This window comes from Pontiella desulfatans (genome assembly GCF_900890425.1).
GTDB classification, from domain to species: Bacteria; Verrucomicrobiota; Kiritimatiellia; order Kiritimatiellales; family Pontiellaceae; genus Pontiella; species Pontiella desulfatans.
This window is the reverse complement of sequence record NZ_CAAHFG010000002.1, coordinates 1-21,907: the sequence shown is the minus strand read 5'-3', so window position 1 is coordinate 21,907 and position 21,907 is coordinate 1. Positions and strand designations below refer to the sequence as shown.

24 protein-coding genes are annotated in these 21,907 nt (G+C 50.6%); 4 read left to right on the top strand and 20 right to left on the bottom strand.

Annotated elements, in window-relative coordinates; translation table 11 throughout:
- Positions 1 to 3: 3 nt before the first annotated feature.
- The 16 genes from E9954_RS15810 to E9954_RS15740 all read right to left on the bottom strand — a co-directional run bounded on the left by E9954_RS15810 (position 4) and on the right by E9954_RS15740 (position 16,246).
- Positions 4 to 381, bottom strand: a complete 378-nt coding sequence (locus tag E9954_RS15810; protein WP_136080278.1) for a hypothetical protein — start codon at positions 379 to 381, stop codon at positions 4 to 6.
- A gap of 84 nt (positions 382 to 465) precedes the next feature.
- A complete protein-coding gene (locus E9954_RS32560; RefSeq protein ID WP_168442319.1) occupies positions 466 to 606 on the bottom strand; it encodes a hypothetical protein in 141 nt (46 codons plus the stop codon).
- 6 nt (positions 607 to 612) lie between these two features.
- Entirely contained in the window at positions 613 to 1,314 is a 702-nt protein-coding gene (locus E9954_RS15805; protein WP_136080277.1) for a hypothetical protein, read from the bottom strand.
- Between the two features lie 437 nt (positions 1,315 to 1,751).
- The gene (locus E9954_RS15800; RefSeq protein ID WP_136080276.1) at positions 1,752 to 2,075 is read right to left on the bottom strand and encodes a hypothetical protein; all 324 of its coding nucleotides are present in this window, start codon (positions 2,073 to 2,075) and stop codon (positions 1,752 to 1,754) included.
- A gap of 54 nt (positions 2,076 to 2,129) precedes the next feature.
- On the bottom strand, positions 2,130 to 2,804 hold the full coding sequence (locus E9954_RS15795) for a DarT1-associated NADAR antitoxin family protein (RefSeq protein ID WP_136080275.1): 675 nt from the start codon (positions 2,802 to 2,804) through the stop codon (positions 2,130 to 2,132).
- Positions 2,794 to 3,507 (bottom strand): DarT ssDNA thymidine ADP-ribosyltransferase family protein, encoded by a 714-nt coding sequence (locus E9954_RS15790; protein WP_136080274.1) that lies wholly within the window; start codon positions 3,505 to 3,507, stop codon positions 2,794 to 2,796. The genes E9954_RS15795 and E9954_RS15790 overlap by 11 nt, the downstream gene beginning before the upstream one ends.
- Position 3,508: 1 nt before the next feature.
- A complete protein-coding gene (locus E9954_RS15785; RefSeq protein WP_136080273.1) occupies positions 3,509 to 4,936 on the bottom strand; it encodes a UvrD-helicase domain-containing protein in 1,428 nt (475 codons plus the stop codon).
- Between the two features lie 96 nt (positions 4,937 to 5,032).
- Positions 5,033 to 5,287 carry a hypothetical protein gene (locus E9954_RS15780; RefSeq protein ID WP_136080272.1) on the bottom strand — a complete coding sequence of 85 codons (255 nt, stop codon included), beginning with the start codon at positions 5,285 to 5,287 and terminating at the stop codon, positions 5,033 to 5,035.
- A 41-nt stretch (positions 5,288 to 5,328) separates the two neighbouring features.
- On the bottom strand, positions 5,329 to 5,670 hold the full coding sequence (locus tag E9954_RS15775) for a hypothetical protein (RefSeq protein ID WP_136080271.1): 342 nt from the start codon (positions 5,668 to 5,670) through the stop codon (positions 5,329 to 5,331).
- Between the two features lie 143 nt (positions 5,671 to 5,813).
- Positions 5,814 to 6,197 carry a hypothetical protein gene (locus E9954_RS15770; RefSeq protein ID WP_136080270.1) on the bottom strand — a complete coding sequence of 128 codons (384 nt, stop codon included), beginning with the start codon at positions 6,195 to 6,197 and terminating at the stop codon, positions 5,814 to 5,816.
- A 185-nt stretch (positions 6,198 to 6,382) separates the two neighbouring features.
- Positions 6,383 to 6,799: a hypothetical protein gene (locus E9954_RS15765; protein ID WP_136080269.1), complete on the bottom strand. Its 417-nt coding sequence runs from the start codon at positions 6,797 to 6,799 to the stop codon at positions 6,383 to 6,385.
- A 76-nt stretch (positions 6,800 to 6,875) separates the two neighbouring features.
- Positions 6,876 to 7,817 carry a hypothetical protein gene (locus E9954_RS15760; RefSeq protein WP_136080268.1) on the bottom strand — a complete coding sequence of 314 codons (942 nt, stop codon included), beginning with the start codon at positions 7,815 to 7,817 and terminating at the stop codon, positions 6,876 to 6,878.
- 102 nt (positions 7,818 to 7,919) lie between these two features.
- Entirely contained in the window at positions 7,920 to 8,309 is a 390-nt protein-coding gene (locus tag E9954_RS15755; protein WP_136080267.1) for a hypothetical protein, read from the bottom strand.
- A 37-nt stretch (positions 8,310 to 8,346) separates the two neighbouring features.
- On the bottom strand, positions 8,347 to 9,423 hold the full coding sequence (locus E9954_RS15750) for a phage protease (protein ID WP_136080266.1): 1,077 nt from the start codon (positions 9,421 to 9,423) through the stop codon (positions 8,347 to 8,349).
- A 257-nt stretch (positions 9,424 to 9,680) separates the two neighbouring features.
- Entirely contained in the window at positions 9,681 to 14,792 is a 5,112-nt protein-coding gene (locus tag E9954_RS15745) for a leucine-rich repeat protein (RefSeq protein WP_136080265.1), read from the bottom strand.
- Positions 14,793 to 15,103: 311 nt separating this feature from the next.
- Positions 15,104 to 16,246: a phage portal protein family protein gene (locus E9954_RS15740; RefSeq protein WP_168442318.1), complete on the bottom strand. Its 1,143-nt coding sequence runs from the start codon at positions 16,244 to 16,246 to the stop codon at positions 15,104 to 15,106.
- Between the two features lie 221 nt (positions 16,247 to 16,467).
- Between E9954_RS15740 and E9954_RS15735 the strand changes: the two genes are divergently transcribed.
- The 4 genes from E9954_RS15735 to E9954_RS15720 all read left to right on the top strand — a co-directional run bounded on the left by E9954_RS15735 (position 16,468) and on the right by E9954_RS15720 (position 18,660).
- Positions 16,468 to 16,647 carry a hypothetical protein gene (locus tag E9954_RS15735; protein ID WP_136080263.1) on the top strand — a complete coding sequence of 60 codons (180 nt, stop codon included), beginning with the start codon at positions 16,468 to 16,470 and terminating at the stop codon, positions 16,645 to 16,647.
- 93 nt (positions 16,648 to 16,740) lie between these two features.
- Positions 16,741 to 17,751: an HNH endonuclease gene (locus E9954_RS15730; protein ID WP_136080262.1), complete on the top strand. Its 1,011-nt coding sequence runs from the start codon at positions 16,741 to 16,743 to the stop codon at positions 17,749 to 17,751.
- 62 nt (positions 17,752 to 17,813) lie between these two features.
- A complete protein-coding gene (locus tag E9954_RS15725) occupies positions 17,814 to 18,269 on the top strand; it encodes a hypothetical protein (protein ID WP_136080261.1) in 456 nt (151 codons plus the stop codon).
- Positions 18,262 to 18,660, top strand: a complete 399-nt coding sequence (locus tag E9954_RS15720; RefSeq protein ID WP_136080260.1) for a hypothetical protein — start codon at positions 18,262 to 18,264, stop codon at positions 18,658 to 18,660. The genes E9954_RS15725 and E9954_RS15720 overlap by 8 nt, the downstream gene beginning before the upstream one ends.
- A 95-nt stretch (positions 18,661 to 18,755) precedes the next feature.
- Here E9954_RS15720 and E9954_RS15715 read toward each other — a convergent pair whose 3' ends face one another.
- From E9954_RS15715 to E9954_RS32555, 4 genes are all read right to left on the bottom strand, one after another.
- Positions 18,756 to 19,466 carry a hypothetical protein gene (locus E9954_RS15715; protein WP_136080259.1) on the bottom strand — a complete coding sequence of 237 codons (711 nt, stop codon included), beginning with the start codon at positions 19,464 to 19,466 and terminating at the stop codon, positions 18,756 to 18,758.
- Positions 19,463 to 20,583 (bottom strand): IS3 family transposase gene (locus E9954_RS15710; protein ID WP_407947718.1). Its coding sequence is split into 2 segments (ribosomal slippage): positions 19,463 to 20,317 and positions 20,320 to 20,583, totalling 1,119 coding nucleotides; the frame shifts between segments, so codons are not numbered across the junction. The genes E9954_RS15715 and E9954_RS15710 overlap by 4 nt, the downstream gene beginning before the upstream one ends.
- A 69-nt stretch (positions 20,584 to 20,652) precedes the next feature.
- Positions 20,653 to 21,267: a terminase large subunit domain-containing protein gene (locus tag E9954_RS15705; RefSeq protein ID WP_168442317.1), complete on the bottom strand. Its 615-nt coding sequence runs from the start codon at positions 21,265 to 21,267 to the stop codon at positions 20,653 to 20,655.
- A gap of 17 nt (positions 21,268 to 21,284) precedes the next feature.
- On the bottom strand, positions 21,285 to 21,650 hold the full coding sequence (locus E9954_RS32555) for a hypothetical protein (protein ID WP_168442316.1): 366 nt from the start codon (positions 21,648 to 21,650) through the stop codon (positions 21,285 to 21,287).
- Positions 21,651 to 21,907: the final 257 nt, after the last annotated feature.

The following is a 21,907-nucleotide window of genomic DNA, read 5'->3' as shown; positions in this document are numbered from 1 at the left end:
CGGTTAGGCAGCGATTTGATCGGTGAGAGAGCGGAGTCGTTCGAGCAACTCGGATTTATCCAGGTTAGGTGCCTCCCGAGCAAGACGCTCGAGCTCCTGCAGGGGCTGCCGCTCAACAAGGCCGGCTCCCTGTGTCAGCAATCCGGGCATCGAGGATTCCAGGGCATTGCGGAAAGCTTCGCGGTCGGGCCGGAAATAGTATTTCAGCACCACCTCAACCGTGGAGTGGCCTGTGACGCGGCGTACCAGTTCCATAGGCACCCCGGCACTAAGCGCCATGGTGATCCAGGTGGTTCGAAGCGAGTGGAATCCTTTGACGGTGGCATTCTGGATGCGATCTTCGCATTCGAGGTCGGTTTTAATGCTGGCGGCCTTGAGCACCTGTTTGACCCGCCAGGAGATACTGAAGTTTTTGCTTTGGTAGAACTTTGCCGCTTCGGGGAATACATATTCGCTGGTATGGGGCTACCGTTCGATCTCTTCGCGCAGGGCCGGAAATAGCGGGATCTCCGCCGTCTCGCCGGTCTTGGAGGTTTTAACGGAGATGAAGGCTCCCAGCAGATCGACGTCCTCCCACTTGAGCTGGCAGCAGTCGCCCTGCCGCATGGCGGTTCACATGCCGACAATGAAGATGGAGCGCATGACCCCGTCGGCGTGTTTCAGGATTCGATTGAGCTCATCGAGCGTGAAGGGCTGGTGGTGCACCGTGGTCTTGAGTTTGGTTGGGCATCCCGCAAACGGATTGCGGCCAACGCCGGCATCGTGCCCAATCCGGTCGAAAAAGCCTTTGAGCAGGTGCAGCTTGTCGTTGTAGGTGGCGGCGGCATAGCCGAGCTCGTCGAGGTGCCGCAGCCATTCCTGCGCCATCCTGGGGGTGATCTGTGAAACATATTTTACCTGCGGGTGCCGCGCTTGGATCAACTTGCGGAATTTGCGGAGCGTGGTGCACTGGTTTTTCTCCCAGAGCTCCGTGCGCCGCTTCCGGCTGGGCAGGTTCAGCCAGCAGGATTCAATATCGGCCAAAGGAATCTGCTCGATGGAAGAGCCCGCTTTTAGCTCATAGAGCTCTTCGAGGTGCTTTTCGGCAACTTTTTGACTCCGGGCTTCGCGAATCAAACCGTCGAGTTTCGCCTGGGCTAGGGAGCGGGAGCATTCAAAATCCATATCCCCGGTCTTGCGGAGACTCTTGGGCGGATTGCCCTGCACTTGGATCCCTAGGTTTACGCAATGGCGCTTTCCATTTATGTCGTATCGGCCATACCACCACTTCGAGCGAAGTGCCTTGTTTTTATTCCTTCTCAGTTCCAGTCCCATGATCCGTCTCCTTGTTAAGCGCAATGCGCGATGTTGAAACAAGGCGGGAAATCAAACGGCGAAAAACCAAACTTTCCACCAAACTTCCCGCGAATCAGAGGAATGGCAGAAACAGGCGACTTGCATAAGGCATTGAATGCCAAGAGGAAAGAATGGTCGGGGCGACTGGATTCGAACCAGCGACTTCTACGTCCCGAAAACAGTCTTTCAAACACATTATGTTTCATGCTGATTCAGTTATCAGCCTCAACACAAGTATGTTACCAAATGAAATGCGGGGAGCAAGGGGAAATGAAAAAAGATGAAACTGGATGGTTTTTGATGGCCTCAATACGAAGTTTCCCCCGAAGCTTTCAGAGTGTCTTCATACTGATTGATAGCAGCTACAAAAAAAGGGAGCGCGTGAACGCTCCCCTCCCCGCCGATTATGAATCCCTCTATGGAAGTTGTGCTTCGAGTTCCTTGGCGGAATCGCCTTTGCTCCAGGTTTGGAGAATTTCAAGGCGCGTCTGGTTGACGTGGTCGTACATGGAACGGGCCTCGTCGCCGGTGACGGCCTGATCGTCAAGCATCGGCTCGATGAGGGCGGTCAGTTCATTTAGGTGGGTTACGGTTTTGCGGACACGGTCGACCAACTTGGTGGCCCGGCGGGACGCCAGCAGCTTCTGGATGACTCCGGTCAGCAGCTTGGCGACGATCTGCTCCAGCGGCAGATAGCGGAACAGGCTGATTCCGATTTTGGCTAGTATGACTTTAAGCATGGCTATTACCTCCTTACTTAAAGTCGGGAAATCAAATCGGCCTACCCATTGTGCTCATTGAAAAAAGTCTCGTTCATATTTCGAGGACTTGGCCATCAGATCCTTGTAGTGTTCCTTATCTGCGAGAACGGACTCCAAAATACCGCGGCGGCAAAGTGAAACATAAAGGGCTGCGGCATGGGCTTGGCAATTTAATGATTTTTTTGGATTAAACTCTATATCTGTAAAAGTATTGAACTTTAAAATTTCAGACGATAAATCCGAATTCCTGTGCAACACATTTAGGTAAAGCCAATCGTAGAATATGGTTCTGGGTTGTAACGGCCACTCCTCCCCAAAAAACGAGAACCGCACAAGTGCCCCCAAATCCTTCTCTTTAAAAAATTTCTTAGCTTCGCGCGATGTCATTCCATAAATCTCTCTATAAGGCCCCCCTTTCTCAAAACATTTACTGCCCTGAAACGCTGTTTCAACGGTTAGCGCATACTGCTTGTGTTTAAAGCCTAAGTTAAATGCACTAAGGGCAACCCCAAGCGGGTTGAGTGATTTGCTAGAAATTTCAAGTATTTCTGATTCAGGCGATACCTGAAGAATTGCGGAATGCATGGACGAGATGCATTTTTGTTTTTGTGAAACGGCCATGCCGGGAACCCACTGAAAATCAACATCCTCAATGAGCACATAAACTTGGGATTCCAAAGAAACACTGAAAGCAGGTCTAAATGCCATTTAAAGCCTCCTGCGCGCGTGCGCGCCCAAATAATTCTGCATTGGCAATAAAGGGTATGCTTGACGTATCCCCAAAAATACCGGCCGCAGCTCTATATCGTCCCGCCAATTCTGCCGACTGAAAAACAATTGATGTAATGCATTCATTTGGGATTCTAGTTTTCACCAGGACTTCGGCTTGAATAGATGTTGGATAGCATTCCGCCAAACCTGTTCTCATCTCGACCCATGATGATGACTGGTTATAGAGGGATAAATTATTTTTGAACATTTGCTGAAAATGCTGGAATGAGCCCCCGATCCCCTGGTCCTTGGCGCAACGAGAGGCAGCGTTATAGACAGAAAAAAGAGTATCATTCCACTGAATGCATACGGGCTTGATGAGGATTATCGCCCAGGCATCGACATCATCTCTATGCTTTTGCCGGAAACGTTCAAAAAGCCTGAAATTGGGAAATTGAACCGAGAGATTGATGTAATCTGGACGACCATCTAAGCGAATCGCGTCATTCAACTCAACATAGTCATCTAAATGTAATTGGGGGGCATCTTTTCTGAGCAAATCCAAACGTTGCCTACTTATAATTTCTCCACCCTCAAAAATGCTCGTTAGATTGAGAGCGGGCGTAAAATGAACTAGAGAAGTAATTTTCCTTCTCAGGATCTCATCCGCAAACTTTTGGGCATCGGGTTTAAGGTTCATTTTATGTAACCGTGATGATTTTTTTTGGATCAATATCGCTTACAAAACGGCTCGGAACTGCGTCTGAGGAGATGAAATAGAGCTCATTTTTTGCACGTGTCATTGATGTATAGAGTAGCCGACGTTCTGTATTTAGGTGCTCTTCATCGTCCGGATCCGAAAAGCCAGGAGGGTGAGGGAAAAAGCAATCGTTAAAATCAATCAGTATGACCGTGTCGAATTCAAGACCCTTAGCGGAGGGCATCGGACAAAAATACAGCCCTGTATCACCGATCCAATCATTAGCCTCTTGAATGATGAGCCCCTCTAAGCCTAAATAATCACGAGCCCAATCACGGTATTGTGCCAACCCCCTTCGCTGCCGATGAAGTATAGCAGTTGAAATTTTGGTTAAATCAATACCTTTCAGAATTTCTGCAAGTAGAGAGAATTGTAAGGCTGTGGATCCCAAGAGGTGTAATTCCGGCAACCGACCAGGGCGATCTGGCAGCTCAGCTACAGTTAGTTCATCGGGACGCAAATCATGCTGGAGAACGGAATAAGCGGCCTCCGCAATTTCCCGCGTATTGCGATAGTTTTTCTTGAATTCAATGGTACGACCCCCGCGGACATTGATCCCAACTTCTGTCCAAGTAAATCCACTCTTATAGATTTTCTGCGCCGCATCGGCTACGATTGTAATACTGTTCGTGTCAGAGCTCACGAGTTTCGCTATTACTGAAATCTGCATCTTTGTTAAGTCTTGGGCCTCATCAATTACTATATGCGTATATGGGGCCTCAAAACTCTCTGAAGATGAAATTACATCAGCAACCAATAGAGCGAAGTCGGCAAAGTCGATTAAACTGCGCCTCTTTAGCTCTTCCCGATAATGGTAAAACATAAACCAAATCACTTGGCGGTTGTGCTGTGTTAAACGGTCCGTTGCGCCACGGCCAACACGTTGGGCCTCGAGATATTCAGAGGAAACCTTCAATCCCTTCCCCTTCATCCATTCAAACTCATCTAGAAAAAATTGATCCGTTTTTTGGAACAACTTCAATTGACTGAACCTATCTACAGCCTTGGCTCGGACAACACGAATAATACTGTCTCGATCTTGCCAGCGAGACAATACTTCCATGCCATCTAGCCGACCTTTGCTTCGCAGGAAGCGGTACGCCCATTGATGGAAGGTCGACACTTCAATTTCCGTGTTATGAAGTGAATCCCTCAAAATACTCTTAATGAAGGAAACAAGGCTTTTGGTATAGGAAAACACTAGAACCCTTGACGCTTTGAAAAGCTCACGCTCTGTATCAAGCAAATGCTTTGCCCGATAGATGGAAACTGTGGTTTTTCCACTGCCAGCAACTCCCTTGATCTGAATAGGGTTGTTGGGAGGGAGCGTAAGCACTCTCCTCTGTTCCCCGGTAAGTTGAACAGGCATTACCCACCATCCTTTTCATTAATTAAGAGTCGGTTACAGTATGCAACTGAACCACTATGAAAGAAGTCTGGTGTTTAATCAATTGGTATCAGTTTATCAAAACCATTTGGAAAGTATGGTCATAAGACGCAAAGCCCCATCCGGATTCGTTGAAAGAAAAACAATGAGTGCTGTAATAAATACGAGTGACCACCGTTCGAGTTTGGTGACACGGCCATTGGTTTTTACGGCGTGGGTGTGGATTTCCTCGAGCTTTTCGTCGATGCGGTCAAAGCGCTGTTGGCAGCCGTCCGGTAGCGAGCTGCCGCAGGTGTCAGGTGTCGGGTGTCGGGTGTCAGGGGGAGGTTTCATGAAAGATTCTCTGCTGGATTTAACGGACTAACCGCGTGATGCTATGCAAACGCGGGCTGCGCCGGAAGAGGCGGCGCGCTGGGACAGCCCGCCCTACCCGCTGCGGATGAAACGAAGCTGGAAGCATCGTCCACAGGTGGTGCGGTCGGGGTGACGCGGAGCGAGCCCACGGCACACCCCGACTCTCCAGAAGACGGGGGCAGGCCAGCGGCCTGCGGTACGGTTGGTGGATCGGGGATGCGATGGTGTTGGATGTAGCTGCGGAGACGGTTCTTTAGTGTCCGGTTGTTTTGTTTCCGGGCGCGCTCTTCGCCGAGTTGTTCGTCGCGGAGAATGGCGGAGAGGGTGCGCGCGGAGATGAGCGATAAATCGGAGGGGGCCACGGACAAACACGGACGGGAACGGGCAGGCTGTGCGGACGTGGCAGGCGGGCCGCCTGCGGTACGTTGCAGTGCGGGTGAAGACAATCTGGACGTGCAGCGAGTCTGAGCTTCCGCAAGACAACCATGTCCTACATTCGATGGGTTCACGGGGTGGCCTCGGTTTCGAAGAGGACGCGGAAGAATTTGTAGTCGGTGCGGGATTTGAATACGACGGGCTCAAACCAGTCGCCAGAGTCGAGGCGGTCACGCACCTGGATGCGGATGACGGTGTTGGATGGGATGATGTAGACGGTGTTGGTGACGTAGACCACGGGTGTTGGTGAGGCCAGGATTAGGCCGTCGGCTTCGTTGGTTTCCACGATGGATGTTGGGAACGGCGGTGGCGTGATGCCTTGCTCGACGGGTGTTGGGGGTTCGGTTGTTGAGGCCGGGGCCACTACAGGAATGATGATTACCACGAAGAGGCAGAGAGCGGAGAGGAGCTGGATGCTGGATACTGGATGCTTGGATGCTGCTTTCTTTACCACGGAGGGCACGGAGAGACGGAGGCGGTGCGGGATATTTTTGATGGCCACAAAGGGGCGCAAGAAGCACGAAGACAAGAGCCGGTGCGGGCGAGGTTTGGAACCACTAAATACACGAAGTACACGAAAACGGTGCGGGCGGGATTTATTTGCCGCGAAGGAACGCATAGACCTCAAAGAGAAAAGATTCATTGGGCGAACTCCTGGAATTCGTGCGGGCCGGCATAGGACGGGGTCTGAGTAACGGCGGCTGAACCGGCGGGGATGGATTCCATCCAGATGCCGCGAAGGAAGACGTCGGCGCGAATGGCGGCGGCGTTTTCGGCCTCGGTCAGGGTTTGATCCATCTCCCCTTTCAACTGGAAGATGATGATGTTGGATGCGTGGCGCAGGCAGGACGGGGGTAAGGTGCCCTCGGTGGTATCCATCACGGTTTCCGGGTTGGATGCAAGAGCCGCGCGAAATTCCCCCACTACCATAGAGGCAATCTCACCCAGCCGCCCGGCCTTGTCGGGGTTAGACGCGAGCCATTGTTGATAGTCCGCGGCCAAGCCCGGGCTGAAGGCGGAAACCACATAATCAGATGTTATCAATGACCAGGACATGGTTAATCGTTGAAACCGTTAAAGGTTGAAAAGTTGAACGAAAAGAGAGGGGCAACCACGAGGATTGCCCCTACCCTTATGCGGTGGCGATGTTGAGGCGGTGGGCGGCGGCGTTGTTGCACACCTTGACGTCCTCGGACCAGTCGAACTTGGCGACTTCGACGCGGCCGTCGTCACGCATGTAGGACCCCGGCACCATGAACTGGTTCATGAGGCGGAAGGTTTTCATGAACGACGGGTCACGCCGGGAAGGCTGCGCCTTACGGGCGAATACGAGCACGGCGGAGTCGAGCAGGAAGTTGATATCCTCGTCGATGCCTTCGGGCGCGTCGTCGTACACCATGTAACTGGTGCGGACTTCCGGCGAGCCGATGAACATCTGGCCGGCATTGGCCTGGGTGGGCACGGCGAGACCGACGCCGGTACGGGCACCGGAACCGACGACGAAACGTCCGCGTACCTTGGCCTGGTTCTTGAAGACGTTCCATGCGCTGGCACCGAACAGTACGCCTACACCCATCAGCGAGCCGTACTTGCAGGCCTTGATCACATCGAGGATAGCGTCGTCAATGTCGGCCACCGGATCGGCGGCGTCATTCCACGTAAGGTCGCTGCCGGGCCCCACGGCTTCGACCGCGAGATCGATCACCGATTTTTCGTGAGCGAGCGCGGCGACTTCGGCCACGGCGACGGCGCCTTCGCGCAGCATGTTTTCCAGCCCCTGGGCTTCGAGCTGTTCCAGGTTGTCGACCGGGTAGTCGAGGGCATGGGGCTCACAGTTGTAGGTTTCGTCGTTTACTTCAAAGCGAAGTTCGGACGCGCGGCCACCGAGGGTGCGAAGCGTCTTCGGAATATGGAAGCGGTTCTTCTCGGTGTATTTCTTGTAGCGCCCGGTCGAGGTGGGCACCTCGATGGTCGGGGCGATGAAGTCGGCCACGGGCATGATGGCGCTTTGCGCAGCGCCCTGGGCGAACTGGCGAAGCATGGGGTTGGTACTGATTTCGGATAAACGGGACATGAGAAACCTCCGGTTTCGGTTGTTAAGTGTTAAGTTGTTAGGTTGTTAAGTTCATGGGCGGACGGGGACGGCTGGAAGCCGGCGGTACGTTAGGTGACGGGGTTAGATTGTTCCGTAGCGCGGGCTGATCGGGCGCATCAAAACAAGCTGACCATCCACCCCCGCTTCTTCGGCGATGCCGACTTCAGTCCAGTCCTCTTCGGTATCGACCACCTTCACGGCTCCGAAGGAAGTGTTGCTCAAAATGAGAGTGTTGCCGGGCGAACAGGTTCCCTCAAGCTGGATACGGACATTCTGCAGTGGTGAAAGCGGAAGGAATGAGCCAGTTTCGCCTGCGGCAGCACCCTCGAGAACGAGATAGTGCGGAAGGTCATCGTATTGAGGCAGGGCCATCCCTGTCGTAGTCAGCTTTACCAGTCGATCTTTTGCAGCGGACAGGTCGGTGGCGCATCGGTATGGGATTTGGCCAGTTCTTACATTGGTCTGGGACATGGTTTTCTCCTTTTAGTAGGTAAAAAATGTATTGGGCTTAGGCAGAGAGTTCCTGCTCGGCGCGGCGGAAGGCATCGGTATAACCCACGCCTTCGGTTTTCATGATTTCGCTGGCGCGGTTGCGGATTTTGACGGCCTGGGCTTCGCCGGGCTGGGCGTCGCGATTATGCGTCGCCTTGATTTTGGATTCCCGGTTATGCAACGGGCGGCGGGTATCCGCTGCCGGTTTCTTTACCGGTTCCGGGGTTTTGAGGTTTTTGAATACCGCCTCGGTAAGCTGGCGGTTTTCAATAAACTGCGCACGGACTTCGTCGCGGTTTTCGATGACATCGGAGTGCTCTTCAAGGAAAGCATCGGCATCGGCTTCAAGCTGCGCCTTTTCGAGATCGGCGATTTTGGATTCGGCGGACTCCGCGCGGTTAAGCAGTGCTTCGACTTCGCCGGACGGGGTAATATTCGCAATGGCGGACTGAATTACCTCGGTATCGGCTTCCGGCGGCAGATCCAGCTTCTTGAGCAAGGCATCGACAATGGCTTTCATTAATTCCTCCTGAGTTAGGTTGGGGTCCTTATAAGTAGATGAATTTTCAAACGAGGCATCTTTGGCGCGATTGGAAAGGGGCAAAATTCCCTTCAGATTGGGGTCGTTGGTGACTGCGGCATTAAGCAGGCGAACCGGACGGAGGCGGTTGTCGCCAAGATCCTCGCAGTCGGTGCGGGCCCAGACGGGCGAAAGAAAGCGATAGCGCCCTCCCCGGACGGCGGCTTCGCCGACATCGCTCCAGCGGATCGCGGCCCAGAGGCCGCTTCCAGAGGACGGAGAACAGAGGTCAGCGGACGGCGAGGAATTACGGAAAGTCAAATCGGTGATCCAGCCCGCCGCTTCGGAGTGCTTTTCCGCATCGAGCGAAAAATGATCAAAGTCGATCAGCAGTCCGGGAAAGTTTTCCGACTGGCCGCGCGCGTTTTCAAACGCGGACACCATGCGGGTGCAGGCGGCAGCGTCGATCAACTGAGTTATTCCGGCAGCGTTGTGCGGAAACTCGCCCAGCGGTGCTAGTTGGTACCAACCATCATCGGGCAGTTCAAAATTGCGATTGAGGATTAAATTCATCTCACCCTAAGGTGAAAAATCAAACGGAACCGCTAATGGACGCCAATAGACGCGAATGGGAATTAACCGCTAAGACACAAAGGACTCTAAGGCGGTGCGGACGAGAATTGGGGCCACGGATGGACACCGAGTAACACGGATTTTAAGGCGCGGAGGACTCAGAGAGCGGTGCGGACGAGGATTGGAAAACCGCGAATCCACCTACGCCAAGGTTGCGGCGGACAAGTGGACGCTAATTGGGAGAGATTGCAGGACTGCTACGGCATATTAAGGCGGTAAAAACGAGTGGGGTGGTTTGTGTAGTCGTGATCACTAAAACTAACCGTACCACCGGTCAGGTTTGTGATGGCAACTGGCTCCCAAACGAAATCTGTTAGATTGGTGCACGCTTCGACTTTAATGTGCTCACTACCTGCACCATCAACGGACAACATAAAGCTGTTGTAATGAATGCCTATGGTGCCATTACTGGCATTTATCAATGGATTCCACAATACAGTTGGGTGCCCAGAAAAACTTGTACTCCACCCTGAACTGTCTAGTGAATAATAGACGGTTGTGTCATAAGATAATGCAAATATTGAGGAGCCAACTGAAGGTGCATCTCCTCTAAAGTAGATGCCAGTTAAGTTGTAGCAGTGCCAAAATGCGAAGCTCTCTATGGTAGTCACGCTAGCTGGAACGGAAAGGGTAGATAGTACTTTACAATATCCAAATGCCTTTCTGCCAATTATCATTGTGCCGTCGGGGATGGTGCAAGAACCATCTCTACTTCCAGGAAATTTGACCAAGGTTGTTTTGTCCTTATCGAAAAGAACACCGTCCACACTGCAATAGACTGAATTACCAGCAGCGACCGAAAAAGAATATAAATACGAAGACATTAGTCCATCATGGTTAATAGAAGTAACGCTTGCCGGAATCTCACATAACCCAGCTATGCCACCGCCATATTGAATCAGTCTGGTCTTGCTCTTGTTGTACAAAATCCCATTAGCACTGCAATAGTTGGGATTGGCTGGATCTACAGTGATTGATCGGAGATTTTCGCTATACTGAAAGCTCCACTCATGAATGCTACTTACAGTTCCTATCACGACATTGGTCAAATTAGGACACGATCCAAAGGCGTACGAGGCAATGCTGACAACATTATCAGGGATCACAACGCTGGCAAGGTTTGCAGCGTATCGAAATGCATATTCATTAATACTAATGACAGTTTCTGGAACAGTATATTCCCCAGCTTTTCCACACGGGTACTGAGTCAACTGAGTTTGGTCGAAAGTCAGTAACACGCCATCAATACTGCTATAGAAGCCATTATTCTGATCTACAGAAATCATTTGCAGTCCAATGCACTCCTGAAAGGGCGCACTCCCAATGCTAGAAACATTGCTTGATATTGTGACAGTTGTAAGATTTGGGCAGTCAGCGAATGCCTGAGTTCCTATATTCGTTACTGTATTTGGCATAATAAGCGTTGACATGGGAGCCCCCCAAAACGCGCGATAATCTAGCACACTTACAGGCAAGCTACTGATCGTGTCAGGAATAACCAGAACGTCACTGGAACCATAATAATCTGTAATCGTAATCGTATCATCCGAGTTAGTTGTATAGGCAAAATTAGATGAATCCTCATACGCAACAATAACATGCACGGTTTGAGTATCGGAGATGCCCGATGGATAGGTCTGGTTGAAGGCTGTTAGAACAACGTCATAAGCTCCGGCGGATTCCCATACATGGACAGGGAAAGGATTATTTGTTTCGGTTGTTCCATCGCCAAAATCCCAAACATGGCCATTTACATTCCCACTGATATTGGCCACAAGCATTGCAGGCTTATATATCTCCGCATCCAGCGTTCCGCCAATAACAACAGACACTTCTCCAGTAACGCTCTCGGAACCGTGGTATTCATCGCAACCGATCGAGGGTGGATTAAGCCAAGGCTCCCCGTCGATGTCTGTTCCCGTCGCATAAGTCATATTACCAGCCCCAATACAGGGAGAGTTTGAGGCAATGTGCGATGCGGACACGAGCACTGGAACGTTGGTGATATTGCCGGAAATACCGTGCTGCACATCCGGCGAACAGGAATTGGTCGCAGTGACAGAACCATATAGATTCGCACCGTATCCATCTGATTGATTATACCAAATTATGGAATTTTGTGCCGTGCCGTTTCGCATACCGCCACCGTATACAGAAGCGGAATTCCCGACGATTGTACTGTTATTCGCAGGTGATCTATATGCTCCACCGCCATATTTTGCTGAATTACCAATTATGGTGCAGTTGTTCGCAGCGCCGTAATACATTCCCCCGCCGTAATGTGTGGCTGAATTTTCACTAATGGTGCAGTTGTTCGCCACAACACCACCACCTATACCCCCTCCATACGCTGCAGAATTACCCGTGATTACGCAGTTAGTAGCCGTGGCAGGCGAAGATAAGAGGTATCCGTGATAGATTCCACCCCCCCGACTGGTAGTCGAGCCGTTCATAATGGTAAGGCCACTGATGGTACAGGCAGTACTGCCAAGGTTGAAGCAACGGTTAGAACCGCCTCCGTCAACAATCGTCACAGCCGGCCCATTGACGCTTTGAATCGTAATATCCTGAGAAACCTTAATTTCAGATGACAGCAGATAAACCCCATTACTCACAAAGACCGTATCGCCATCCCGCGCGAGGACTACCCCGTATTGGAAATTAGACGTGGCAGTTTCTGGCGTAGAAAAAGGATATTCGTTCGCACCATCGAATGAAATATAGTGAGTTGGTGTAATATGTGGCATCGCATGAGTGTTAACACCACTGGAATAGTTTCCGTATGCATCGTAAGAATATGCTGTATAATAATATTCGATATCGTTACTGAGATCATCATCAACAATTATCAAGCCAGACTGATATGTGAACGGATAAGTCACTCCAGTAGAACCATCATAATACCCCGCATCACTCCCCGTTCCATTATACACCTCGTCACCATCATTTGGATCATCGGGATAACCATCCGTTTTCCGGATTATTTTAACTCCCTGAAAATTTGGGTCATCAGGATTCCTCCAAGCAACTAAAGCTGCGAAATCCATTCCTAAAGCAGAAATTCCTAAGACATTTTCAGGAGGTTTGCGGACTACCGTAAAAGGACCGTAAGCTTTGGTGTTGTTGGATTCATTGGATTCATCAAAATCCTCAAGATAATCGGCTTTGCAGATCACGTAGCGGGTTCCAACGTCCGCCTCTGTAAACGTATAGGAGTCTTGTGCCCCGTCTGATTCACCAAACTCTAGAGCATCAATTGTGTCACGATCAAATCGGCTGGATAAGTCGGACGAACTTGTACCAATATAATAACCAACCTTGCTACTTGGAGCTGGGCCAGAACCTACGTTTTTAACAGTAGTATTCCAGTCAACGCTTTGACCCACATAAAACGTTCCTTCTTGTGGTGGTTCATCCGGGCTGACCTCTGTAACAATAAGGTCTGGAGGAGCTGGCGGGGTAAAGTTAACTGTGAGTGAAGGCTTAGATCCTGCCGCGTTTTCACGCGACCGAAATTCATAAGCAGTATAGGATTTGTTTGCCCTAACAACCAGTCCATGATTGCTATTATTTATTTGATCAGCAATCAAATCATCTAAGATATCATTATTAATTGTTACCAAGCTATTGGCAGAAACATCCTCCTGAATAATTATAAAGTCATAGCCCTGTCCTGAATAGTTGTTCCAGGTTGCGCTAGTCTCATTCCAAGCGGTATCACATTCGGTAATATAAATGGAATTATCGGCTTCAGACACATACTCACAGTATAAGGTCAATTCTGCATCGTTAACGGTGCTGCCTTCTGGAATCTCACTAAGGTCGAACTTCATAAGTATGTGGCTGTTTTCTCCAAGGCCGCCCGTCCAATTATACTTTGTCTGAAGGTAGGTCAAACTGCCGAAATTACCATCTGGATTAAACTCATCGAGTATCGTGTCAGCAATGGCCTCTTCAACTATTTCCTGGCTACCGGGAATATCTGGTTGGTTCAAAAGCTCTAGTATCGGCTGAGCGTAAAGATAGCGTGCGTGATGGGTATCCTGAATTTTTGCATAAACATACGCTTCTGGATCATCTGCCATCCCGGATGTATTCCACGTGGCCGTGTGGGATACCCCATTCTTTCCTGTGCTGGTTTTGGTCGTTGCAAGGGCACTTATTTCACCGCTATTCCCGTTGTAGGGATTCGTATCATCATCGCGGTAAAAATTGATGGACACATTGCTGTCATAATCCTGATAGGTGTACTTTATCGAAAGTACGTCGCCAATGGCCACATGTCGCCGTTCTTTGGATAGTTTATCCCCATCATGTGTAATTTCCAGTTCCAGTAAGTTAGGCCAAGTTGCGTGGCTCCAGTCCAAATCAACTCGCGCCCCCCCTCCACTACTTACATAAGCGTTATGATACCCATCCTTTACTGTTGGCGTACTGGTTTGGAGACGGGAACCTACGCCGGATATACGACTGAAATAGAATCCGGCAGTAGCTCCACTTCCTTCACCAGTGCCATACCACGATTCTCGCATTGTTGAGTAAAGAGTCTTGTTACCAGCAACAGCATCACCTACATGATCAACAGTACCATGATACCACAAATGAATATCTGAGTGGTTGTTGAGATACCCATTAAGTAACAAAGGTAACTCACGATTATAGGCACCGCTAACTGTCTCCCCGCGAGGGAAGTCCACTTCCTGCCAATAATTATCACAAAAGAGAACGTTTTCATAAGCCTCCGCATCAGCATCATTTGCCAACCCAGCTTCGACAGGATGGGGGTCGAGTAATGTTAATTGGTCTACGTAGAGACCATAGTATCCAAGCGCTTGAGACATTCCGCACATCATTGAGGCACCTCTGCTATGGCCGATGAGATGAATGGGTTGTTCCGCAAGATATTTCCCACTGAACAGATCCATAAAAATTTCATGAATAAAATAATCTGCTATTTCACCGGTCTTAAGTGCTGGGGTGAGATCCGAAAAATCTCTCCAATCAAGAATTATAATAGTCTCGCCATTGTGTGCAGAACCGCCCAACCAAGGCCCCGCTGTCTCAACATCTCCAAGAGATATTACTTTTGTGAATTCATTATATTCTAGTGTATACGTAATTCTGAATACTGAAGAGGGGTTGCCCGTACGGTTGGCGATTTCATCCCCTAGACGATGCATCCATTGATGATCAATTATCTGATCATCTAAAATGGTATACCCATGCGTAATAATGGTCACGCCACCAGCAAATACCCCCAACGACATGCATAAAGAAGCAAATATCAATAGAACCCATTTTGTTCGCATAGTATATCCCCATCTCGAGAGCGGATGTAACTCCGCCTCAAACGGAAATTACGCTTTTGATGCGCCTGATCAAACTGATTGATTCGCAAAGCTTAATTTATACAAAATATACACAAGCAATGCTTTAGTATTTTTTACTAGAGGCAGCTCAAAAAAAGTGCCCATTTAATAGTAAGTACGCATCAGGGGATGGAATCTTATGCAGCTTGTGCAAAAAGTTGATCGTTGATGAATGTTGGTTTTAGGGAAAAGCGTGCGGGATTACGGGCAGGATGCCCGTTCTACGGATCGGCGGTCTCGGCGAGGCCGCCCTACCGTTCGGGAGACTGGGTAAGCGAATAGCCGGTCTTTTCGGAAATTTCCTCGGGTTTGACTTCTAGTCCGGCGGCCTTCAGCAGCAGGGCGTCCTGCACGACCTGGCGGGTTTCCTGCGTGAGGTTGGGCGAGAATTCAAAATAGGCCTGCACGGGCTGGCCGGGGAAGTGTTGCTGCAGCAGGGGCACGTCGATGGCGTTTTGTAGCACTCCGGCCAGCGTGACGGCGTCGGATTTGGCGATTTGCAGAAAGGTATCCTGATGGGCACCGCCGGCCAGGGTTCCGCTGCCGGCTTCGGCGAGCATGGTCAAGAGCCCGCCGGTGGCGGCGATGGTGATCTGCTCGTCTAGGTACTTGATTTGGTCGTGAAACGGCGGTTTGTCACCGCCCCCATTCACAAATTTGATGTCGCTTTCATGCGGCAGGAATCCACGGCCATCGGAGAGGATCTGCTCGGCGATGGTTTGATATTCCTTCTGCTTGTCTTCGGGCACGTTGGGCGGCCCCACCAGAAAGATAGCTGGAATGCCATAGACTGACAGAAAGGAATCCCAGTCGCGCTGGGAGAGATTTTTGCGCAAATAGAGAACGCTGAGGATGCGGTCGAGAGCGGCGGTCTCGTGGATGATGAAGTCGGCGGACTCAATGGGTTCCCCGCGCAGGGTGCCGGGATTGGCCCCGGCGTTGTATTCCCAATCGCCGAAGAGTCCATCGCGCAGCCAAAACCATTGTTCGACTGGCTCAAGGCGTTCAATCAGGCCGTTCGCCGCCCAATGCTTTTCGAGATGGGCAAAGCCCCGGAAGAAACCGGTAAAGAGAAACGACACCGCTTCGCGGAAGTTGTCGATGTTGTCGTAGGCCATGCGGAGGAAGTCGGCTTGTTGCTGCGCGCGCGGATCGTGCTGCGCCTGGGAAACTATGCGGATATCCCAATCCAGAGACAGCAACGCGGCCCGGCGCCGCTGGATAACGGAGTGGATCATCGCGTCGGAGCGCTCCATGTAATAGTAGAGCCATTGCAGGTCGGCATACTGCCCGCGTTCGCCGGCTTCCTGCAGGGCGGTTAAACGCGAGAGGTTGAGTCCGCGCAGCGGATTGTAGGCGTCGCGCCAGCCGTGGTTTTTCTGTAAAGCAATCATTTTCATTGTTGATAGATTGAACCGTTCCCTTCGGTCTCTATTTGCTAACGCAAATTATTGGTCGCTGCGCTCGCGGGTCGCATAGCCCCTCATATATAGAGGGAAAATCAAATGGGACCGGAAACGACGCCTTAGTATTTCTTACTAAATCAAACGACGGAAACAAGTTGCAGTCGTCCGGATCATCAGTAAAATGCCTCATTTATTTTTGGAGGAAAAATATGGCAACTAATCCTATTGGAAAGAACACGAAGACGATCGGCATCAACATGAGCAAAAAGATGGCTGACGAACTGGAAAAACGGGCCAACTCGATGCACCTGTCGACCAGCAAATACTGCAAGGTCATTCTGACGGAATGGCTCAAGTCCGGCGGTAAGCTCAAGCTACAGGAAAAATAGCGAATCGACTCAGTGCTAGAACTGGGCACTTGGGTAGGCTGTTGGCAGAAAAAACGGCAGTATGCTCAAGAACCATGTTAGAATGAGAAATCTATGAACGAAATCATGGAAGAAATGAAAGATCGCTATGAGTTTTTTGAAGCGAACTACATCCCCATTGTAGACATTAATTTACTCGATGAAAAAGTAGTCCTCGGAGAGAGGACTGATTCATGCCGATTTTGTGGTAAAACTAGAGAAGAAGTTTCTTTTAAGAAAATTGCCCATGCATTCCCTGAGTTGATTGGAAATAAATTGCTGTACTCGGAATACGAATGTGATGAGTGTAATGAAAAATTTAGTAGCTCCATTGAAGATCATCTTGCCAAATATCTAAGTGTTTATAGAACGCTTTGCCGTGTCTCTGGGAAAAAAGGAGTTCCCTCTTTTAAGACTAAAGCCAAGACAGCACGAATAGACCACACAAACGGGATTCTTCAACTCCAAGAAAGTATTGATGATTTAATCACCGAACTAGATGAAGAAAATAACTCTCTTATCATCAAAACAACTAGAGAACCCTATATCCCTAATGCCGTGTATAAATGTTTCGTCAAAATGGCAATTACTATTATGCCAGAAGCTGAATTGAAAAATTTTATCAATGCAAAATATTGGCTACAGGTAACAGATTACGAAAACACTCCATCCATAATAAAACCGGCGATTTGCCTGTTTTCATTTACTCCGGGAAATAATCCATACAAATTCATTAAGGCCATGCTGTTAAAAAGGAAGGAAGGATCAGAAAAGGTTCCATACATGATCTTGATCGTCGCCTTCCAAAACTTCTTTTTTCAGACGATAATTCCATCCGAAAAAGATTTGTCCCTTGCAGGTGAATCACTACAGCTATCATTTTTTCCAATACCTTTTAGCGAGGCTCATCAGTTTGGGAAAACCACATACCGAGAGATGGACTTCACCTCAAACCTTGTTGTCAGAGATGATCCTGTTCACCTAAACATGAAATTCGACACGATAGAAAAAATGGATCCTAACAATATTGAATTAATTGATTCTAATAAGAAATTGGAGCCTACCGTGAAAACGCCGGTCGAGTAGGTCGAAGTTTATGTGCACGGCGACTCACTTTTAACGTGGGGTAGCAAAAATGAAGGGATCTGATGTCTGAAACACTGCTAGCCGTCATCGCGGATATTGGAAGCATCTGCTCCATAATCGGCCTTCTCTTAACGCTTGGAGTTCTCTTTAGCGTGAGACATATTACACGGCATTTCGTATTTAAAGCTAGAGTTCCTCAACTGCTTAAAGCAGTAGGCAAACATGCTAAGGACCTCAACTCACTGTTGGTTAATGCAAAGGTGTTTAGCGACAATCGTAATCAGGTGCATGTAGTACTTTCAGAATCGGAAATTACGATAGCACACCTGCTCCCTCGTCTCCAAAAAGACATACGTAAGCGTACTAAACTTACAGGGAAAGGTATTCGAAAGATTAAACGTCAAATTAATACCGCATCTCATTCTGACATATATGAGATTTACTCGGCATTACGCGCACTTGAATCGGATCTTAAGAACGAAATTGAAAATTCAAATTGGAGCTATAACCATGCCTGACAAACAGCGTGATTTTGAAACAGTTGTCAAACGGATAAATCGTCTGACCCAGGAAGGTAAATTAGAGTGGAAAACAGTTCCAGCAAACCTTGAGTATTTTGCTGGTGCCGACCGTAAGGTCGAGGTGTTCTACTATACCTCATTCAACGGCAGACAGCTTCGTCTCTATAAAGAAACTACAAAAATATATCATGATGAAGTTCGATTTACTTGGGAGGATTTTGCTGAGTTAGAATTTATTGATGACGAGGAACGAACTCTCTGGGAGTTCCCTCGATGCGCTGCGATATGGGATTTACTGGAAACGGTATCCTATCAACTAGCTGACGTAGATGCTGCAATTGATGAGATTATGTCTGATGATTTTGATGCATTCTTAGATAAAGATTAAACCCCAACAGAATTCACAGGTAATAGTTAAACACGGAAAAAATAATTAATAAATTAGAGTTTATTGCTCGTTTAACTGTCCAGTGATTCTGGTCGTTAATCCAGAGCACGAGGGTGTGGGAACCAACGGCAGCGGAGACCGTGCACGGGCGGTATGGGAAGCAACGGCCCGCAGGATTCGGTCTGCCAGCGGCGGTGGTTTGCAAGTGCGAGCGCGATGACGCAGTCGTCATGGAATCCGGATGGCGCGTTGTAGGAGAGATGGCCGCGGGGCGAGATTTCATACTCGTAGCGCTGCAGTTCGTTGGTGAGCACTTTCCATTCTTCGGGCCATCCAACTTTTTGCTGTTCGATCGCGACAATCAAACGTTGGATCACCTCCACCTTTGAAACCGACGTAAACTTGAAGGGTTCGATATTGCCGTAGCGCCGGGCCAGATCATCGTAGATAGGATCGCCGGCGCCGGTGGCGTCGAGGATCAGGCGGCCGCGCCACTTGCGCGCGAAGGCCAGAATCCGATCCTTCTGCACCGGCCAGTCGAGCTGATTAAACCGCTCCATCTCCAGGCACCGTCCATTGCGGGAGTTCATGGCAATCAGGACCGTGAAGTCGGTATGCTTTGCGCCTACCCCCAATCTTAAACCACGGATCGGTGAACTTAAGGTGGAACCTGCGGTTCCCTGTTCCGTGTTCTGGCGGCCAACGAGCCGCCCTTCCATGATGCCGTCGCGGAGCGGAGCCCGTCCCCGAAGGGGCGGCCCGGAGGGCCGAGGGCGGAGCGCAGCGACGGCATCACTTGCGATCATGTTCTGACTGCTCCTTCCATGAATACCTCGGCGGGGGTGCGTTTGTCCAGAGCGCTGTGCTTCCTCTCGTGGTTGTAATATTTAAAATAGCTGTCAAGGCCCCGATGCAACGCATGCCCGTCGGCATAGCATGCGGGATAGATTTTCTCATACTTCACCGACCACCACAGTCGTTCGATGAATACGTTGTCCAACGCCCGGCCTCGCCCGTCCATGCTGATGGTGATGTTCTCGTTTAACAGGACACCGGTGAAGGCGTTCGAGGTGAACTGGCTTCCTTGGTCGGTGTTGAATATCTCCGGATTCCCCTGCGTCAGCGCACGCTCCAGCGCATCAACGCAGAACGTGCTCTCCATGGTGCTTGAGAGCTCCCAGGCGAGCACATAGCGGCTGTACCAGTCGATTACGGCGGTCAGGTACATGTATCCATGCCGCATCGGGATGTAGGTGATGTCCGTACTCCAAACCTGGTTCACCCGTTCGATGTCCACATTGCGCAGCAAATAAGGGTAGATCTTGTGCCTCGGGGCGGGCTTGCTCGTGTGCGGACCGGGCGTGATGGCCTGAATCCCCATCAGCTGCATGAGGCGGGCGACCCGCTTGTGATTGACATCATAGTCTTGATCACGCAACCAGTCCGTCATGCGTGGATAGCCGAACTCCGGATGCCGGAGATACTGCTCGTCGATCAAACGCATCAGAAGCAGGTTCTCCGGCGTTTCCGGGGCGGGGTCGTAGTAGAAGCCCGATCTGGGGACGCCTGCGAGCCTACACTGCCGCCGAACCGAATAATCGGTGCCGGGCTCCACCCAGCTGCGGCGCGTTGAAAGCGGCAGGCTCATAGCTTTTTTTCGAGCCACTTCACGTCCATCTTCAGACGCCCGATCTCTTCGTAAAGTGGAGCCGTAAGCTCTTCTTCCGTTTGAGCCTGCTTCTTTTTCCCCGATGCAAAAAGATCCGGCGCATTCGAAAGCAACTGCTTCTTCCAATCCGAAATCTGGTTCGGATGGACCTGATATTCCGATGCCAGCTCCGCCAATGTCTTCACGCCCTTGATGGCCTCAATCGCCACCTTGGCCTTGAACTTGTCCGTGAATGTTCTTCGTTTTCTTCCCATTTCCATGCGTCCTTTTGTACCATGTTGAGGACGCAGGTTCCACTTAAGCCGGTGGTCCGAAAATCGGGGTTAAGCGCACTTGGCCACGTCGCATCCGATCACCACCGGCCCCGCGCGGTCATCGCGGGTAATAGCCGATTCGGGGATCAGGCAGGACGATACCTTGCGGAAGACCCCGGCGGAATCTTCGAGGAATTCGGCTTCGTACTCCTGCTTGAAGACATCGGCCGGAAGCGTCCGCTGTGCTTCATCCCATTCTTCAGCCGGGAAGTATTTACTCTCGTTACTTCGAAAATGAAACGACTCGAAGTCAGGTTCTTCCGGATCGTTGCCACGGGTGTACATGTCGTAGAACCAGTTGCGCCCCTTGGGGGTGGAAATGAACACCGCCCAGCCCAGGGTTTGGGCAATGGTGGGCCGCAGGATGTAGTTCCAGACATCGAGCGGCACCAGCGCCGCCTCATCGATAACGAGACCGCGGAATCCGTAGCCCCGGATGTTTTCGGGATTATCGGCGGAGAGGAACCAGACGCGGACCAGCTCATCATTCTCCGAAAGAAACTCCACCCGCGTCGGGGTTCGGCCCACAGAGCGGCAAGCACCGGGCAGTAGCGAGCAGAGTGCTTCGCGCCCGCGTTCCGCTACGTTGTAGGTGGGTGCTACCCAGCCATAGTCTCCCGGCACCAGACCACCACGATCGATTATCTCTCCGGCAAGGCAGAGGGTTTTTCCAAAACGGCGCCCGGTGCAGACGACCCGGAAGCGGGATTTAGATCGATGGATGGTGAGCTGTCCGGGAAAGGGATGGTAGATAGGCGCACCCATTGGATGGCTCCTTTTTTATCAAATTGAACCGTTGCGTCCTTGGGAAGCAGCGGCATGATGATGCGGCGGAAAAACCAGACTGGATCGCGTTCGAGCGATTTTTGAAGACCTTCACGGAGGGTCTCCAACGCACCTTCATCCCTGAGCAGGTCGTCGAGCACGCCGAGCGCAAGCACTCGCCCGCTCTTAACACCCTTCGGGCGACCATCGGGGTTTCCTGATTGTCCGGATTCAAATGGCATAAAGCCTCCTTATCTATAGAGCGGAAATCAAACGGGGGGCGGGTCGTGTTCCAAATCGTTTCAAACCATTGTTAATATCAATGGGAAACAGGGGCGCGGCGCGCACGCGCAGCGCTGGAAGGGGGGTCCCTCCGGGGGGAAACCATCCGGCGGGCGCCGCCGGAATATCGAATACCGAATGGCGAATTCTGAATGAGGATTGATTGCGAGGCTGAAACGATGTGAAACGTCGTTTGGGGCCCCACTCCCCCCTACCC